This is a genomic window from Rhizobium ruizarguesonis (genome assembly GCF_017357285.1).
GTDB lineage: Bacteria > Pseudomonadota > Alphaproteobacteria > Rhizobiales > Rhizobiaceae > Rhizobium > Rhizobium ruizarguesonis.
On sequence record NZ_CP071681.1, the window covers coordinates 135,116 to 150,016 of the forward strand.

General features: G+C 61.6%; 15 protein-coding genes. 10 read left to right on the top strand and 5 right to left on the bottom strand.

What is annotated here, in order from left to right:
- The first annotated feature begins 9 nt into the window (after positions 1 to 9).
- The 10 genes from J3P73_RS31810 to J3P73_RS31855 all read left to right on the top strand — a co-directional run bounded on the left by J3P73_RS31810 (position 10) and on the right by J3P73_RS31855 (position 10,001).
- Positions 10 to 855, top strand: coding sequence for an alpha/beta fold hydrolase (locus tag J3P73_RS31810; protein ID WP_130657551.1), 846 nt, complete (start codon positions 10 to 12; stop codon positions 853 to 855).
- A complete protein-coding gene (locus tag J3P73_RS31815) occupies positions 852 to 1,787 on the top strand; it encodes a flavin reductase family protein (protein WP_207580193.1) in 936 nt (311 codons plus the stop codon). The genes J3P73_RS31810 and J3P73_RS31815 overlap by 4 nt, the downstream gene beginning before the upstream one ends.
- The gene (locus J3P73_RS31820; protein WP_018071759.1) at positions 1,784 to 2,824 is read left to right on the top strand and encodes an LLM class flavin-dependent oxidoreductase; all 1,041 of its coding nucleotides are present in this window, start codon (positions 1,784 to 1,786) and stop codon (positions 2,822 to 2,824) included. The genes J3P73_RS31815 and J3P73_RS31820 overlap by 4 nt, the downstream gene beginning before the upstream one ends.
- 4 nt (positions 2,825 to 2,828) lie before the next feature.
- Positions 2,829 to 4,292 (top strand): aldehyde dehydrogenase, encoded by a 1,464-nt coding sequence (locus tag J3P73_RS31825; RefSeq protein ID WP_207580194.1) that lies wholly within the window; start codon positions 2,829 to 2,831, stop codon positions 4,290 to 4,292.
- A 5-nt stretch (positions 4,293 to 4,297) separates the two neighbouring features.
- Complete coding sequence (locus tag J3P73_RS31830; protein ID WP_018494037.1) at positions 4,298 to 4,621, top strand: NIPSNAP family protein; 324 nt, start codon at positions 4,298 to 4,300, stop codon at positions 4,619 to 4,621.
- 47 nt (positions 4,622 to 4,668) lie between these two features.
- A complete protein-coding gene (locus J3P73_RS31835) occupies positions 4,669 to 5,679 on the top strand; it encodes a polyamine ABC transporter substrate-binding protein (protein WP_130657555.1) in 1,011 nt (336 codons plus the stop codon).
- A 112-nt stretch (positions 5,680 to 5,791) separates the two neighbouring features.
- Positions 5,792 to 6,664: an ABC transporter permease gene (locus J3P73_RS31840; RefSeq protein WP_024323788.1), complete on the top strand. Its 873-nt coding sequence runs from the start codon at positions 5,792 to 5,794 to the stop codon at positions 6,662 to 6,664.
- A 1-nt stretch (position 6,665) separates the two neighbouring features.
- Positions 6,666 to 7,466 (top strand): ABC transporter permease, encoded by an 801-nt coding sequence (locus J3P73_RS31845; protein ID WP_130657556.1) that lies wholly within the window; start codon positions 6,666 to 6,668, stop codon positions 7,464 to 7,466.
- Positions 7,463 to 8,542, top strand: a complete 1,080-nt coding sequence (locus tag J3P73_RS31850) for an ABC transporter ATP-binding protein (RefSeq protein ID WP_130657557.1) — start codon at positions 7,463 to 7,465, stop codon at positions 8,540 to 8,542. The genes J3P73_RS31845 and J3P73_RS31850 overlap by 4 nt, the downstream gene beginning before the upstream one ends.
- Before the next feature lie 10 nt (positions 8,543 to 8,552).
- Positions 8,553 to 10,001, top strand: a complete 1,449-nt coding sequence (locus J3P73_RS31855) for an NAD-dependent succinate-semialdehyde dehydrogenase (protein ID WP_207580195.1) — start codon at positions 8,553 to 8,555, stop codon at positions 9,999 to 10,001.
- A gap of 55 nt (positions 10,002 to 10,056) precedes the next feature.
- Here the strand turns inward: J3P73_RS31855 and J3P73_RS31860 are convergent, their stop codons facing one another.
- From J3P73_RS31860 to J3P73_RS31880, 5 genes are all read right to left on the bottom strand, one after another.
- On the bottom strand, positions 10,057 to 10,413 hold the full coding sequence (locus J3P73_RS31860) for a RidA family protein (protein ID WP_130680744.1): 357 nt from the start codon (positions 10,411 to 10,413) through the stop codon (positions 10,057 to 10,059).
- Positions 10,414 to 10,427: 14 nt separating this feature from the next.
- Positions 10,428 to 11,249 carry an ABC transporter permease gene (locus J3P73_RS31865; protein WP_207580196.1) on the bottom strand — a complete coding sequence of 274 codons (822 nt, stop codon included), beginning with the start codon at positions 11,247 to 11,249 and terminating at the stop codon, positions 10,428 to 10,430.
- On the bottom strand, positions 11,249 to 12,505 hold the full coding sequence (locus J3P73_RS31870; protein ID WP_130691849.1) for an ABC transporter permease: 1,257 nt from the start codon (positions 12,503 to 12,505) through the stop codon (positions 11,249 to 11,251). Before J3P73_RS31870 ends, J3P73_RS31865 begins: the two co-directional genes overlap by 1 nt.
- Positions 12,506 to 12,574: 69 nt before the next feature.
- Complete coding sequence (locus tag J3P73_RS31875; protein WP_024322582.1) at positions 12,575 to 13,624, bottom strand: ABC transporter substrate-binding protein; 1,050 nt, start codon at positions 13,622 to 13,624, stop codon at positions 12,575 to 12,577.
- A 48-nt stretch (positions 13,625 to 13,672) separates the two neighbouring features.
- A complete protein-coding gene (locus tag J3P73_RS31880; RefSeq protein ID WP_207580197.1) occupies positions 13,673 to 14,755 on the bottom strand; it encodes an ABC transporter ATP-binding protein in 1,083 nt (360 codons plus the stop codon).
- Positions 14,756 to 14,901: the final 146 nt, after the last annotated feature.

Here is a 14,901-nt window from a genome sequence, read left to right on the forward strand (position 1 = left end):
GGCTCTGAGATGCTGACAGCCGGATCGACCACACGCACCGCTGCAGCAACAAATGCCGCCGGTGCCTTGCCCCGAAAGAAGACGGCAAGCGGAACGGCCTATCATGAGGCCGGCAGCGGTGAGCCGCTGGTTCTCATCCACGGCGTCGGCATGCGGCTCGAGGCCTGGGCTCCGCAGATCGCATTTCTGTCTGCAGGCCATCGCGTCATCGCTGTCGACATGCCGGGACATGGGGAGAGTGCAAAGCTGCCGGCAGGCAGTCGGCTCGAGGAGTTCGTCGCCTGGTTCGGACGTTTTCTCGACGAGATGGCAATCGACACGGCAAATGTTGCCGGGCACTCGATGGGCGCACTGGTTTCAGGAGGGGCGGCCGCGACCTTTGGCGAGCGTATCAGCCGTGTCGCCTACCTCAACGGTGTCTACAGGCGTGACCCTGAGGCAAAGGCCGCCGTGCTTTCGCGCGCCGCGGCCATTCCGGTATCGGGCGTCGACAAGGAAGGTCCGCTGGCCCGCTGGTTCGGCGAAGATGCGGACAGCATCACTGCGCGTGAATTGACGCGAAAATGGCTAAACCTCGTCGATCCCCAGGGATATGCCGTCGCTTACGCCGCCTTCGCGGGAGGAGACGAGACCTATGCTGACGGCTGGAAAGACGTGGCTGGTCCGGCCCTGTTTCTGACGGGGTCCGATGATCCGAACTCGACGCCCTTGATGGCGACGCAAATGGCAGAGCTTGCGCCGCGGGGCTACGCCCGCATCGTCGAAGGGCATCGTCATATGGTGAACCTGACCGCGCCTGATATCGTCAATTCGCTGCTCGCTGAGTGGCTATCGTTCGGGGAGGATGAACGATGACAATCCAGACTGTCGACCCAAGAGCACTGCGTGATGCATTCGGGGCTTTTCCGACCGGGGTGACTGTCGTCACCGCCTGCGACGGGGAAGGACATCCGATCGGCTTCACGGCGAACTCCTTCACCTCGGTCTCGCTCAATCCACCGCTTCTCCTCGTCTGCCTTGCCAAGACGTCGCGCAATTTCGCCACCATGACCGGCGCACAGCATTTTGCGATCAACGTGCTTTCGGAAATGCAGAAAGACGTGTCGAACACGTTTGCTCGCCCGGTCGAGGACAGGTTTGCGGCGGTCGAATGGGCGAAGGGATCGACAGGCTGCCCGATATTCTCGAACGTTGCAGCCTGGTTCGAATGCGCCATGGAAGAGGTCATCGAGGCTGGCGACCACGTCATCTTGATGGGCCGCATCGAAGCTTTCGACAATAGCGGCCGCAACGGTCTCGGCTATGCGCGTGGCGGTTACTTCACGCCGACGCTCGCAAGCAAGGCGGTGTCGGCGGCAAGCGAAGGCAATATGGAACTTGCAGCCGTTGTCGAGCGCCGCGGGGAAGTTCTGCTGCTCGGCGAGGATGTGCTCTCCCTGCCGAGCGTCGACGCCCATGACGGCAACCCGACCGAGACGCTGCAAAAATACCTGGAGACATCAACCGGGTTGAAAGTCAGCATCGGCTTTCTCTATTCGGTTTATGAGGGCAAGAGCGACGGCAAGCAGCACATCGTCTATCACGCCGTTGCCGGAGAGGGCGAGCCTGCCGGCGGCAGGTTCCTGAAGCCTGACGCATTGGTTGCGGCAAAGTTCAAGACCAGTTCGACAGCCGATATCGTCAACCGTTTTGCGATGGAAAGCTCGATCGGCAATTTCGGCGTCTATTTCGGCGACGAGACCGGCGGCACTGTTCACCCAATTCCAGCCAAGGACGCAAAAGCATGAAGTTCTCCCTCTTCGTCCATATGGAACGGCTCGACGCCAGCCAAAGCCACAAGAGTCTCTACGAGGAATTCGTCGCGCTCTGCGAGATCGCCGACAAGGGCGGCATGCACGCGATCTGGACGGGCGAGCACCACGGCATGGATTTCACCATCGCGCCCAATCCGTTCGTGACCATTGCTGATCTGGCGCGCCGCACATCGCGGGCACGGCTCGGAACGGGGACGGTGATTGCACCCTTCTGGCATCCGATCAAGCTTGCCGGCGAGGCCGCCATGGCCGACATCATCTGCGATGGAAGGCTCGATATCGGTATCGCGCGCGGAGCCTATTCCTTCGAATATGAACGTCTGCTGCCCGGTCTCGATGCCTGGGGTGCCGGCCAGCGCATGCGTGAGCTCATCCCGGCGGTCAAGGGCATATGGGCCGGCGACTACGCGCATGACGGGGAATTCTTCAAGTTTCCGTCGACCACGTCGGCGCCGAAACCGCTGCAGCAGCCGAACCCGCCCATCTGGGTGGCCGCGCGCGATCCGAACTCGCACGAATTTGCCGTCGCCAACGGCTGCAACGTTCAGGTGACGCCGCTCTGGCAGGGCGACGACGAGGTTCAGTCGTTGATGGAGCGCTTCAACGACGCCTGCACCAAGCATCCCGAGATCGAGCGGCCCAAGATCATGTTGCTGCGCCATACCTATGTCGGCTCGTCAGAGGACGATGTCGCCCAGGCCGCCCATGAGCTCAGCGTCTACTACAATTACTTCTTCGCCTGGTTCAAGAATGAGAAGCCGATTGCCCAGGGTCTGATCGAACGGATCCCGGACGAACAGATCAGAGCAAACGCGATGCTGTCGGACCAGGTCATGCGCACCAACAATGTCGTTGGCGACGCTGAGACCGTCATCGCCCGGCTCAAGGCGTATGAAGCGCTGGGCTATGACGAATATTCCTTCTGGATCGACACCGGTATGAGCTTCGAGCGCAAGAAGGCGTCGCTCGAGCGCTTCATCACCGAGGTCATGCCAGCATTTCAGGAGTAAGACCATGCGGCGTTTCCAGTACTACATCGATGGCGAATTTTCAGATGGCGAGGCCAGCTATCCGAGCATCGATCCAGCCTCCGGCACGGTCTGGGCTGAGATGCCCGAAGCGCGCGAGGGCGATGTCGATCGGGCTGTCAACGCTGCCGACAAGGCACTTTACGAAGGCGCCTGGCCGAAAATGACGGCCACCCAACGCGGCAAGCTGCTTTACAAGCTGGCCGACCTGGTTGCTGCCAACGCGCAGGTGCTGGCTGAACTGGAGACGCGCGACACCGGCAAGATCATCCGCGAGACATCGGCGCAGATCGCTTATGTCGCCGAATACTACCGCTACTATGCCGGCATCGCCGACAAGATCGAAGGCGCCTACCTGCCGATCGACAAGCCTGACATGGATGTCTGGCTTCGCCGCGAACCGATCGGCGTCGTTGCGATGGTCGTGCCGTGGAACAGCCAGCTTTTCCTGTCCGCGGTGAAGATCGGCCCGGCGCTGGCGGCCGGCTGCACGATGGTGGTCAAGGCCTCGGAAGACGGGCCGGCGCCGCTTCTCGAATTTGCACGGCTCGTGCACGAGGCAGGCTTTCCCGCCGGCGTCGTCAACATCATCACCGGTTTCGGCGCCTCCTGCGGCGCCGCCCTCGGCCGGCACCCGAAGGTCGCGCATGTCGCCTTCACCGGCGGCCCTGAAACCGCCCGGCACGTCGTTCGCAACTCGGCCGAAAACCTCGCCTCCACCTCGCTTGAACTTGGCGGCAAGTCGCCGTTCATCGTCTTTGCCGATGCAGACCTCGAGAGCGCTGCCAACGCCCAGGTCGCGGGCATTTTCGCCGCGACAGGGCAGAGCTGTGTTGCCGGGTCACGGCTGATCGTCGAACGCAGCGTCAAGGATAAATTCGTCGCCCTGCTACGGGATAAGGCGGAGGCGATCCGGATCGGTGCGCCGCTCGATATGGCGACCGAAGTCGGCCCGCTTGCCACCAAGCGCCAGCAGGACAATATCGGCGCTCTCGTCGCCAAGTCGATCGAAAGTGGCGCCCGCCTCGTCACGGGAGGACGCAAGATCGACGGCGACGGCTATTATTTCCCGCCGACGATTCTCGACTGCGACGATGTCGCCTCGCCGTCGCTGATCGAGGAGTTCTTCGGGCCGGTCTTGTCCGTCGTGTCGTTCGAGACGGAGGCCGAAGCGCTGCGGCTTGCCAACGATACCCGTTATGGCCTGGCTTCCGGCGTCTTCACCCAGAACCTGACCCGGGCGCACCGGCTGATGAAGGGGCTCCGTGCCGGGATCGTCTGGGTCAACACCTACCGCGTGGTCTCGCCGATCGCGCCGTTCGGCGGTTTCGGCCTGTCGGGCCATGGCAGGGAAGGCGGCATGGCCGCGGCGCTCGACTATACCCGCACCAAGACGATCTGGCTCAGGACATCGGACGATCCGATCCCCGATCCCTTCGTGATGAGGTAGCGCCGATGTTTTACGAAATCCGCACCTACCGACTGAAGAACGGCACCATCCCGCAATATCTCAAGGTCGTCGAGGAAGAGGGGATCGAGATCCAGAAGAGCCATCTCGGCACGCTCGTCGGTTACTTCTTTTCGGAGATCGGAACGATCAACGAGATCGTCCACATCTGGGCCTTTACGAGCCTGGACGACCGGGAAGCGAGGCGAAAGAGGCTTCTGGCCGATCCCCGGTGGCAGGCCTTCCTGCCCAAGATCCGCGATTTGATCGAAGTAGCGGAAAACAAGATTATGAAGCCAGCTAACTTTTCTCCCAGGAGCGAGGCGCACTGACGGCATAAGGCATACCCGTAGGACAACCAGAACAAGGATAAGGGAACATGAAAACAACATTTGCTGTCGCGGCGGTTGCCGCATTCGTGGCTGTGTCCGCACCGGCGCACGCCGACAACATGGTCTTCTCGAGCTGGGGAGGAACGACCCAGGACGCGCAGAAGGCTGCATGGGCCAGCCCGTTCACGGAGAAGACCGGCATCACCGTCGTACAGGACGGGCCGACGGATTACGGCAAGCTCAAGGCGATGGTCGAGGCTGGCCAGGTTACCTGGGACGTTGTCGACGTCGAAGGCGACTATGCCGCCCAGGCCGGCAAGAATGGCCAGCTGGAAAAACTCGATTTCTCCGTCATCGACAAATCCAAGCTCGATCCGCGCTTCGTGACCGACTATTCGGTCGGCAGCTTCTATTATTCCTTCGTGATCGGCTGCAATGCCGATGCCGTCAGCGCCTGCCCGAAGACATGGGCGGACCTGTTCGACACGACAAAGTTTCCGGGAAAGCGCACATTCTACAAGTGGTCGGCTCCCGGCGTGATCGAAGCGGCGCTGCTTGCCGACGGCGTGGCTGCCGACAAGCTCTATCCGCTTGATCTCGACCGCGCCTTCAAGAAGCTCGATACGATCAAATCGGATATCGTCTGGTGGTCGGGCGGCGCACAGTCGCAGCAGCTTCTGGCATCCGCCGAGGCTCCCTTCGGCAGCATTTGGAACGGCCGCATGACCGCGCTTGCGGCGAGCGGTATCAAGACCGAGACCTCATGGGAACAGAACATCACCGCTGCGGATTCGCTCGTCGTGCCGAAGGGTTCGCCGAACGCGGAAGCCGCTATGAAGTTCATTGCAATGGCGACCGCGGCCGAACCACAGGCCGCCCTTGCAAAAGCCACCGGATATGCACCAATCAACGTTGACTCGGCCAAGCTGATGGATCCGGAGACGGCCAAGACCCTGCCGGATCAGCAGACGGCCAGCCAGGTGAATGCCGACATGAACTACTGGGCTGATAATCGCGATGCCATCGGCGAGAAGTGGTACGCCTGGCAGGCGAAATAGCCTGAAACTTGAGATGAACGGGCACGGCGAATGTTCGCCGTGCCCCCGCAGCGTCGGTGCCCGTTTGTTGGACCTCAGCGCCTGCGGAAATTGACGGGTGGGAAGGACTGTCATGTCGACATATAGCGATGCCTCCGGCGCAATTGTGCCCCTGCCAAAGGTGCGCAGGGCAACAGGGTTCGGCGGGGTCCTTCCGGCTCTCGCCTTCGTGACGATCTTTTTCATCGCGCCGGTAGCGGTGCTCTTGTTGCGCAGCGTTCTGGAACCCGTGCCGGGCTTTGGAAACTATGCGCAGCTGATCGGGTCCGCGACCTATCTCAAGATCTTCGCCAATACCTTCATCGTCTCGGGTCTCGTCACGGTGATATCGCTGCTGATCGGATTTCCCGTTGCCTGGGCGCTGGCAATCATGCCCGGGCGCCTGACGTCGGTGATCTTTGCGATCCTGCTCCTGTCGATGTGGACCAACCTGCTTGCCCGCACCTATGCCTGGATGGTGCTTTTGCAGCGGACGGGGCTCATCAACAAGATGCTGATCGGAATGGGGCTGATCGACAAGCCCTTGGCCCTGGTCAACAACCTGACCGGGGTCACGATCGGCATGACCTATATCATGCTGCCCTTCATCATCCTGCCGCTCTACGGCGTGATCAAGAAGATCGACCCGTCGACCCTGCAGGCGGCAGCACTTTGCGGTGCCAACCGGTGGCAGTGCCTGACCCGTGTCCTGCTGCCCTTGGCCATGCCGGGCATGGCGGCCGGTGCCCTCATGGTCTTCGTCATGTCGCTTGGTTATTTCGTCACGCCATCGCTTCTCGGCGGCACTGCGAACATGATGCTCGCAGAGCTGATTGCGCAATTCGTGCAGTCGCTGGTCAATTGGGGAATGGGAGGTGCTGCGGCGCTGGTTCTCCTTGTGGTGACCCTGCTGCTTTATGCCGTGCAACTGCGCTTCCTCGGCAACCAGAACCCGGGAGGGCGTTGACATGTTGCTCAACTTCGATCGGCTCGGCTGGTGGAAATATATCCTGCTGGCGATCACGCTTCTGACTGCGGCCTTTCTGCTGCTGCCGATCGTCTTTATCGCGGCGCTCTCCTTCGGCTCCTCGCAATGGCTGATCTTTCCGCCGCCCAGCTGGACGTTTCAGTGGTACAGCGAACTCTTTGCCGATCCGCGCTGGCTGGAATCGGCCTGGACGAGCTTCAAGATCGCGGTCATCGTGACGATCCTGTCAGTGCTGCTCGGGCTCGTGACCTCCTTCGGGCTGGTGCGCGGCTCGTTCCTGTTCCGCGATGCGCTGAAAGCGCTGTTCCTGACGCCGATGATCCTTCCCGTCGTGGTTCTTGCGGTCGCCCTCTACGCCTTCTTTCTGAGGATTGGTCTTGGCGGCACGTTGGTAGGCTTCGTCATTTCGCACCTCGTTCTTGCGCTGCCCTTCTCGATCCTGTCCATCTCAAGTGCGCTGGAGGGCTTCGACAAGTCGATCGAGGATGCGGCCGTTCTGTGCGGCGCCTCGCCTCTGGAAGCAAAGATCAGGGTCACCCTGCCGGCGATCAGCCATGGGCTGTTTTCGGCGGCCGTCTTCTCGTTCCTGACATCCTGGGATGAGGTGGTGGTGGCGATCTTCATGTCCAGCCCGACCCTGCAGACGCTGCCGGTAAAAGTATGGGCGACGCTCCGGCAAGATCTGACGCCGGTTGTCGCTGCGGCGTCGACCCTTCTCATCCTTTTGACGATCATCTTGATGGCGCTGGTTGCCGTCGTGCGTAAGGTACTGAAACAATGAAAGAACCATTCCTTCAGATCCGCGGAATACGCAAGGAATACGGCCCTGTCGTCGCCGTCCACGACGTCAATCTCGACGTCCGGCGTGGGGAGTTCCTGACCTTTCTCGGACCGTCCGGATCCGGAAAAAGCACCACCCTCTACATCCTGGCCGGTTTTGAAACGCCGACGAAAGGCGACATCACGCTGGAGGGCAAGACCCTGCTCGACACGCCGTCGCACAAGCGCAACATCGGCATGGTGTTCCAGCGCTACACCCTGTTTCCGCATCTGACGGTGGGCGAAAACATCGCATTCCCGCTGAAGGTCAGGCGCAAGTCCAAGGCCGAGGTCGACAGCAAGGTGAAGGAGATGCTGCGCCTCGTCCGGCTCGAAGGCTTCGAGGATCGCAAGCCTGCGCAAATGTCCGGCGGCCAGCAGCAGCGCGTCGCCCTTGCCAGAGCCCTTGCCTATGATCCGCCGGTGCTTCTGATGGACGAGCCGTTGTCGGCGCTCGACAAGAAGCTGCGCGAGGAAATCCAGCATGAGATACGCCGGATCCATCAGCAGACCGAAGTGACGATCCTCTATGTCACCCACGACCAGGAGGAGGCGCTGCGGCTCTCCGACCGCATCGCCGTCTTTTCCAAGGGCGTCATCGACCAGATCGGCACGGGGCCGGAACTCTACGCCAATCCGCGGACCCGCTTCGTTGCCGAATTCATCGGCGACAGCGACTTCATTTCATGCGACCTGCTGTCATCCTCCGATGGGCAGGCCACCATTTCGCTTGGCGGCGGGAGCGTCTTCAATCATATTCCGGTGCATGGAAAAGGAACCTCCGGGACGAGGGCAGCCCTGATGCTGAGGCCTGAGCGCATTCGATTGTCGCGCGCCCAAGCGGCGGGAGCGGGTCTTGCCGCAACGGTCAGCGACATTACCTTCCTCGGCAACAATATTCACGTCTCGACCGAGACGGCGACAGGCGAGGCGCTGGCGGTTCGCCTGCCGTTCGGCCATGAGGCTATCGCGGGGCTCAGCCGTGGAGATATAGTCCATCTGAATTTCGATCCCGGTGCTGCTCACGTATTCTGTTGAAAGTTGTCATATGAAGCTCAATGATCCCTCGCTGTTTCGCCAGGCATGCCCCATCGCCGATCGCTGGATCGAAGCGGACAAGGCGGCGACGGTCCGCAATCCAGCGACAGGCGAGCCGCTGGGGGTGGTCCCTGACCTCGGTGCGGCGGAAACGGAGGAAGCCATCCGCGCTGCCGTGATTGCCCAGAAGCTTTGGGCGAAGAAGACCGCCGGGGAGCGCGCCGCCGTTCTGAAGGCATGGCACCGGCTGATGATCGAAAACCGCGACGATCTGGCGATGATCCTGACGCTGGAGCAGGGAAAGCCGCTCGCCGAGGCCAAGGGGGAGATCACCTATGGTGCGAGCTTCATCGAATGGTTCGCCGAAGAGGCAAGACGCATCAACGGCGAGACCATCCCGGGACATCAGGCCGACAAGAGGATCCTCGTCCTGCGCCAGCCGGCAGGCGTGGTGGCGGCGATCACGCCCTGGAATTTTCCGAACGCGATGATCACCCGCAAGATTGGCCCCGCGCTTGCCGCCGGCTGTGCCGTCGTCCTCAAGCCGGCGCTGCAGACGCCATTCTCCGCCATTGCGATCGCCGTTCTCGGTGAGCGTGCCGGCCTGCCGCCGGGGCTTCTCAACATCGTCACGGGCGACGCAGCGGCAATTGGTGGGGCGCTGACGGCAAGCCGTGACGTTCGGGTCCTGACATTTACCGGCTCCACCCGGACGGGCGAGCTGCTTTACCGGCAATGCGCGCCGACGATCAAAAAGCTCGGTCTCGAACTTGGCGGCAATGCACCCTTCATCGTGTTCGACGACGCCGATCTCGACGCTGCCGTCGAAGGCGCGCTCATCGCCAAGTTCCGCAACAACGGCCAGACCTGCGTCTGCGCCAATCGGCTTTATGTCCAGGACGGCGTCTATGAGGCATTTGCCGCCAAGCTCGCTGCGGCGGTTTCGGGCCTGAAGGTCGGCAACGGTCTCGACCGTGACGTCGTGCTTGGCCCGCTGATCGACGACAATGCCGTCGCCAAGGTCGAAAGCCATATCCGCGATGCCGTTTCAAAGGGCGCCGGGATCGTTTCAGGGGGCAAGCGCCATGCGCTTGGCGGTCATTTCTTCGAGCCGACGATCCTGCGCGATGTCGCTGCCGGCATGCAGGTCGCCCGCGAGGAAACCTTCGGGCCGCTTGCACCGCTTTTTCGTTTCCGCGACGAAGAGGACGTCATCGAACAGGCAAACGACACCGAGTTCGGGCTTGCTTCGTATTTTTACGCTCGCGATCTGTCGCGAGTATTTCGTGTGGCCGAAGCGCTCGAATATGGGATGGTCGGCGTCAATACCGGTCTTGTCTCCACAGCCGAGGCTCCGTTCGGCGGTGTGAAGATGTCGGGTCTCGGTCGCGAAGGGTCGCGGCACGGATTGGACGAATATACCGAGCTTAAATATGTATGCCTGGGCGGCATTGCCTGAACTGGTCGATGCTCGGGTTTATCCGCGCTGGCGAGATGACGACGGGCGCGAACCGTCAGTTCCCGACCGCTGCGATGATGCCGATCTCGACTGCGAATTCCGGTCCGGCAAGCCTTGCTTCGACCGTGGCGCGCGCCGGCGCATGGCCCGCGGGCACCCAGGCGTCCCACACGGTATTCATGTCTTCGAAGCTGGAGATATCTGCAAGCCAGATCGTCGCGCTGAGGATCCGCGTCGGATTGCTGCCCGCGCCTTCCAGAAGCCGGGTGATCCGCGCCAGGATGTTGGTCGTCTGTTCGCGGACGGAGGCGCCGGGCGCATCGATGGCGACCTGGCCTGCGAGGAAGACAAAGCCGCCATAGGTCACGGCCTGGCTCATCCGCTTTCCGGTTTCGTAGCGTTCGGTCTGCATGCTCAACCCCTGAATTAATCCCTATGCGCAATCTTCTGGCGTTCGGCGCGGCGCTGCAGCCATTGGATCGTGACGAGGAACAGCGTCGAAAACAGGATGAGAAGCGTGGCGACGGCGGCGATCGTCGGGCTCAGCGTTTCGCGCACGCCGCTCCACATCTGGCGCGGCAGCGTGCGCTCCTCGGAGCCGGCGATGAAGAGTGCAATCACCACTTCGTCGAATGATGTCACGAAGGCAAAGAGCGCGCCGGACGCCACCCCCGGCGCGATGACCGGCAGCATGATGCGCAATGTCGCTTCGACCGGGGCTGCGCCGAGACTGGATGCCGCCCGCATCAGATTATGATCGAAGCTTGCGAGCGTGGCGGTCACGGTGATCACCACGAAAGGGGCGCCGATCGCCGTATGCGCCAGCACCAGCCCGGTCAGGCTGTTGAGCAGCCCGACGGCGGCAAAGGCATAATAGATGCCGACTGCCGAAACAATGACCGGCACGATCATCGGCGAAATCAGAATGGCGGTCAGCGTTGCCCGCGCCGGGCAGGAGGGCCGGCTGAGGCCGATCGCGGCAAGCGTGCCGAGAAAGGTCGACAGAAGCGTGGCAAAGACGGCGACGATGATGCTGTTCTTCAGCGCCAGCTGCCAGACGTTGGAATCGAAGAATTCACGATACCAGCGCAGCGACAGGCCGGGCATCGGATAGGTGAAGAACGGCTCGGCATTGAAGGAGAGCGGCACGATCGCCACGATCGGCGCGATCAGGAATAGGATCACCAGGCCGCCAGCCAGCCACAAGAGGATCGAAAACAGCCGCGGGAAAGAGAGGAAGTTCGTCATCAGCCTATCCTCAGCCTGTCGATGCCGACAATGCGATTGTAGACGGCATAGAGGATCAGCACCGCCACCAGCAGGATTGTGCTCAAAGCCGCCGCCATGCCCCAATTCGTGACCTGATTGGAGTAATAGGCGATGAAATAGCTTACCATCTGGTCTCCCGGTCCGCCGACCAGAGCCGGGGTGATGTAGTAGCCAAGCGCCAGGATGAAGACCAGCAGCCCGCCGGCGCTGACGCCAGGCATGCTCATTGGCAGGTATATGCGAAAGAAGGCCGACATCGGCGGCGCGCCAAGCGACGAGGCGGCGCGCAGATAGACCGGAGGGATGCTCTTCATGACGCTGTAGATCGGCAGCACCATGAAGGGCAGCAGAATATGGGTCATGGCGATCAGCACGCCGATGCGATTGTAGATCAGGTCGAGCGGATGCGCGGGGTCGATCAGGCCGAGCCAGATGAGCGCCGAGTTGATCACCCCGCGTCCCTGCAGCAAGACGACCCAGGCGCTGGTGCGCACCAGAAGCGAGGTCCAGAACGGCAGCAGCACAAGGATCAGCAGCGTATTGGCGACCGCCCCTTTCGACCGGGCAATCAGGGCGGCGAGCGGATAGCCGAGGAACAGGCAGATCACGGTCACCGAAGCGCTGACGACGAATGTGCGGATCAGGACATCGACATGCACCGCATTCTCCGCCGAGACCCTGCCGATGGCGCCCGACGCGTCGCGCTCGAGATCGAGCGAGGCGAGCAGGTAATAGTCGGTGAAGGGCGGCGATGCATTCTTGATGATCGTCCAGTAGTGCTGCGTCTCCCACTTGGGATCGATGGCAACGAAGGCTGTCTTGTAGGGGGGTTCCGCGTTGCGGATCGTGCGTGCGGTTTTCAACAGCATCGAGCGCATGCCGGTCTCGTAATAGTTGAGACGCTTGGCCACTTCGGCGATCTGGTCGCGGGGCGATTGTTTCAGGTCCGTGGCAAAGGCGGCAAACAGCGCTTCGTCGGGCGGGGATTGTTCATCCCAGGCTGATAGAGCCGACATCGTGTAGGGCAGGGCGGCGGAGGCCGCCCTGTTGTCGACCGCGCGCGTCAACAACAGGGCAATGGGCAGGACGAAGACGAGCAGCAGGAAGATCAACAGAGGCGCGACCAGCAACAGTGCTCTCAGTTGCGCTTTGCTTTTCGCACTGCCGAGGCTTTTCACCCGCGTGCGGGTGGCAATCATCGTGCCGTCGCCATCATTCATTGTCGCGATCACCATCGCTCATGCCTTCCTGCGGTAGAGAAAGGGGCGGACGGAGCCAGGGAGACACTCGCCCGCCCGAAGAGGTTACTGTGCGAGCCACTTGTTGAAGCGTTCGGTCAACTCCTCATCATGGTCGGCCCAGAACTCGGAGGAGACGACAAAGGCGGTCTTCGTGTTCTCAGGCGCGGTCGGCAGATCGACAAGAATATCCGGCGGAACCTTGGCGATGGCCGCTTTCAGGGTCGGGCCATAGGAGATATATTTGGACTGCTGCGCCATCACGTCGGGATTGACGGTGAAGGCGACGAATTTGTCCGCCAGTTCCTTGTTCTTCGAGCCTTTCGGCTCGGCCCAGAGATTGAAGTCCATTCCCTGGCCGTCCCAGACGATCTTGAAGTTCTTGCCGCTGTTCTTGACGGCATCGTAGATACGGCCGTTCCATGCCGTGGTCATCACGACTTCGCCGTCGGCGAGAAGCTGCGGCGGCTGCGCGCCGGCCGTCCACCAGACCTTCACATCCTTCTTGATCGTGTCGAGCTTCTTGAAGGCACGGTCGACGCCCTCCGGCGTCCCGAGCACGTCGTAGACCTCGGCGGGTTTGACGCCATCGGCAATCAGCGCGAATTCCAGTGTGGTCTTCGGCGACTTGCGCAAGGCGCGCGGCCCGGGGAACTTGGCCGTATCGAACAGATCGGCCATGGTCGTCGGTCCGCCATTCGGGAACTTGGCGGCATCATAGGCATAGATGGTGCCGAAGACGATCGTCGCGACCGCGCAATCCATCGCGGCGCCGTCGATGAAGGCGTCCTTGCCGCCGAGCTTCGAATAGTCGATCGTTTCGAGCCAGCCTTCGTCGCAGCCTTGCAGCGCATGGCTGGGTTCGACATCGACGACATCCCAGGTCACCTGGCCGGTTTCGACCATGCCCTTCAGTTTGGCGGTCGAGCCATCCCATTCATCCTGGAGAATCTTGGTGCCGGTTTCCTTGGCGAAGGGCTTGAAAAAGGCCTCCTCCTGGCTCTTCGTATAGGCGCCGCCCCAGGATGTGACGGTCAGCGTATCCCCGGCGAAAGCTGCTCCTGCGATGGCAAGAGTCATGACGGAACTGAGAAGCATGCAGTTTAAACGCATCATGGTGGTTCCCCTTTTTGTAGCTGCGTTTGCGAAAGAATGAGCGCCCGGTCAGGAGAGCGCGAGCGCGCGGCAATCCTCCGGCGCCCAGCCGATGACGGCAGTGGAGCCTAGCGACTGAGCCGGAATATCCTGGGCGGCTGCGACTTTGATGAAGATGTCGTCGCAGCCGCAGGCTGAGACGCGCAACCTGACATGGTCGCCGTGATAGATGATTTCCTTCAGCATGGCGGTGAACCGGTTCGGAATCTCGGCTGCCGGCGCCAGCTGAATCCGCTCGGGCCTCAAGACCAGCGTTGCCCGCGCGCCTTCCTTCAACCCCTCTCCGGCATAGCCGGTGATGATCGAACCATCGGGCGCGCGAATCCGGCAGACGGCATTTTCGATCGCGACGACTTCGCCCGATATCGCATTGTTCTCGCCGATGAAGGTTGCGACGAAGGGGTTTGCCGGCGTCTCGTAGAGCGCATGCGGCGGTGCGATCTGCTGCAGGATGCCGTCATTGAACACGCCGACCCGATCCGACATGGTCAGAGCCTCGCTCTGGTCGTGGGTGACGTAGACGACGTTGATGCCGAGGCGGGCATGCAGGTGCTTGATCTCGAGCTGCATATGTTCGCGAAGCTGCTTGTCGAGCGCACCGAGCGGCTCGTCCATCAGCACGAGCTGCGGCTCGAAGACGAGAGCCCGGGCAAGCGCGATGCGCTGCTGCTGTCCGCCGGAAAGCTGGTTGGGCCGCCGCGTTTCGAAGCTCGCCATGCGCACCATGTCGAGCGCGCGGCGCACCCGCTCGGTGATCTCGGCCTTGCCGAGCCGGCGCATTTTCAGCGGGAAGGCGACGTTCTCGCCGACGGTCATATGCGGAAACAGCGCGTAATTCTGGAAGACCACGCCGATATTGCGGCGATGCGGCGGAACGCTGTCGATCCTGTTGTCGGCAAGCGTGATCGTCCCGTCGGTCGGCGCTTCGAAGCCGGCCAGCATCATCAGCGTCGTGGTCTTGCCGGATCCGGACGGGCCGAGAAGGGTCAAGAATTCCCCTTTGGCGACGTCGAGGTCCAGGCCGCGCACGACATAGCTGACGCCGTCATAGGATTTACGCACGCCTTCGAAAGCAATGAAGCGCTCGCTCATGAAGTCCTCCTGTTTGCATCGGCGGGTCCCGGCCTCTTTGTCTCGATGCTGGGCTATATTGTCTCGGTCTATTTCGGCTTGTCAAGCCACACAAATAATTTTGTGTGGTGGTAGCGGCAGGGTCTCGAAAACATTGGGAAAGCATG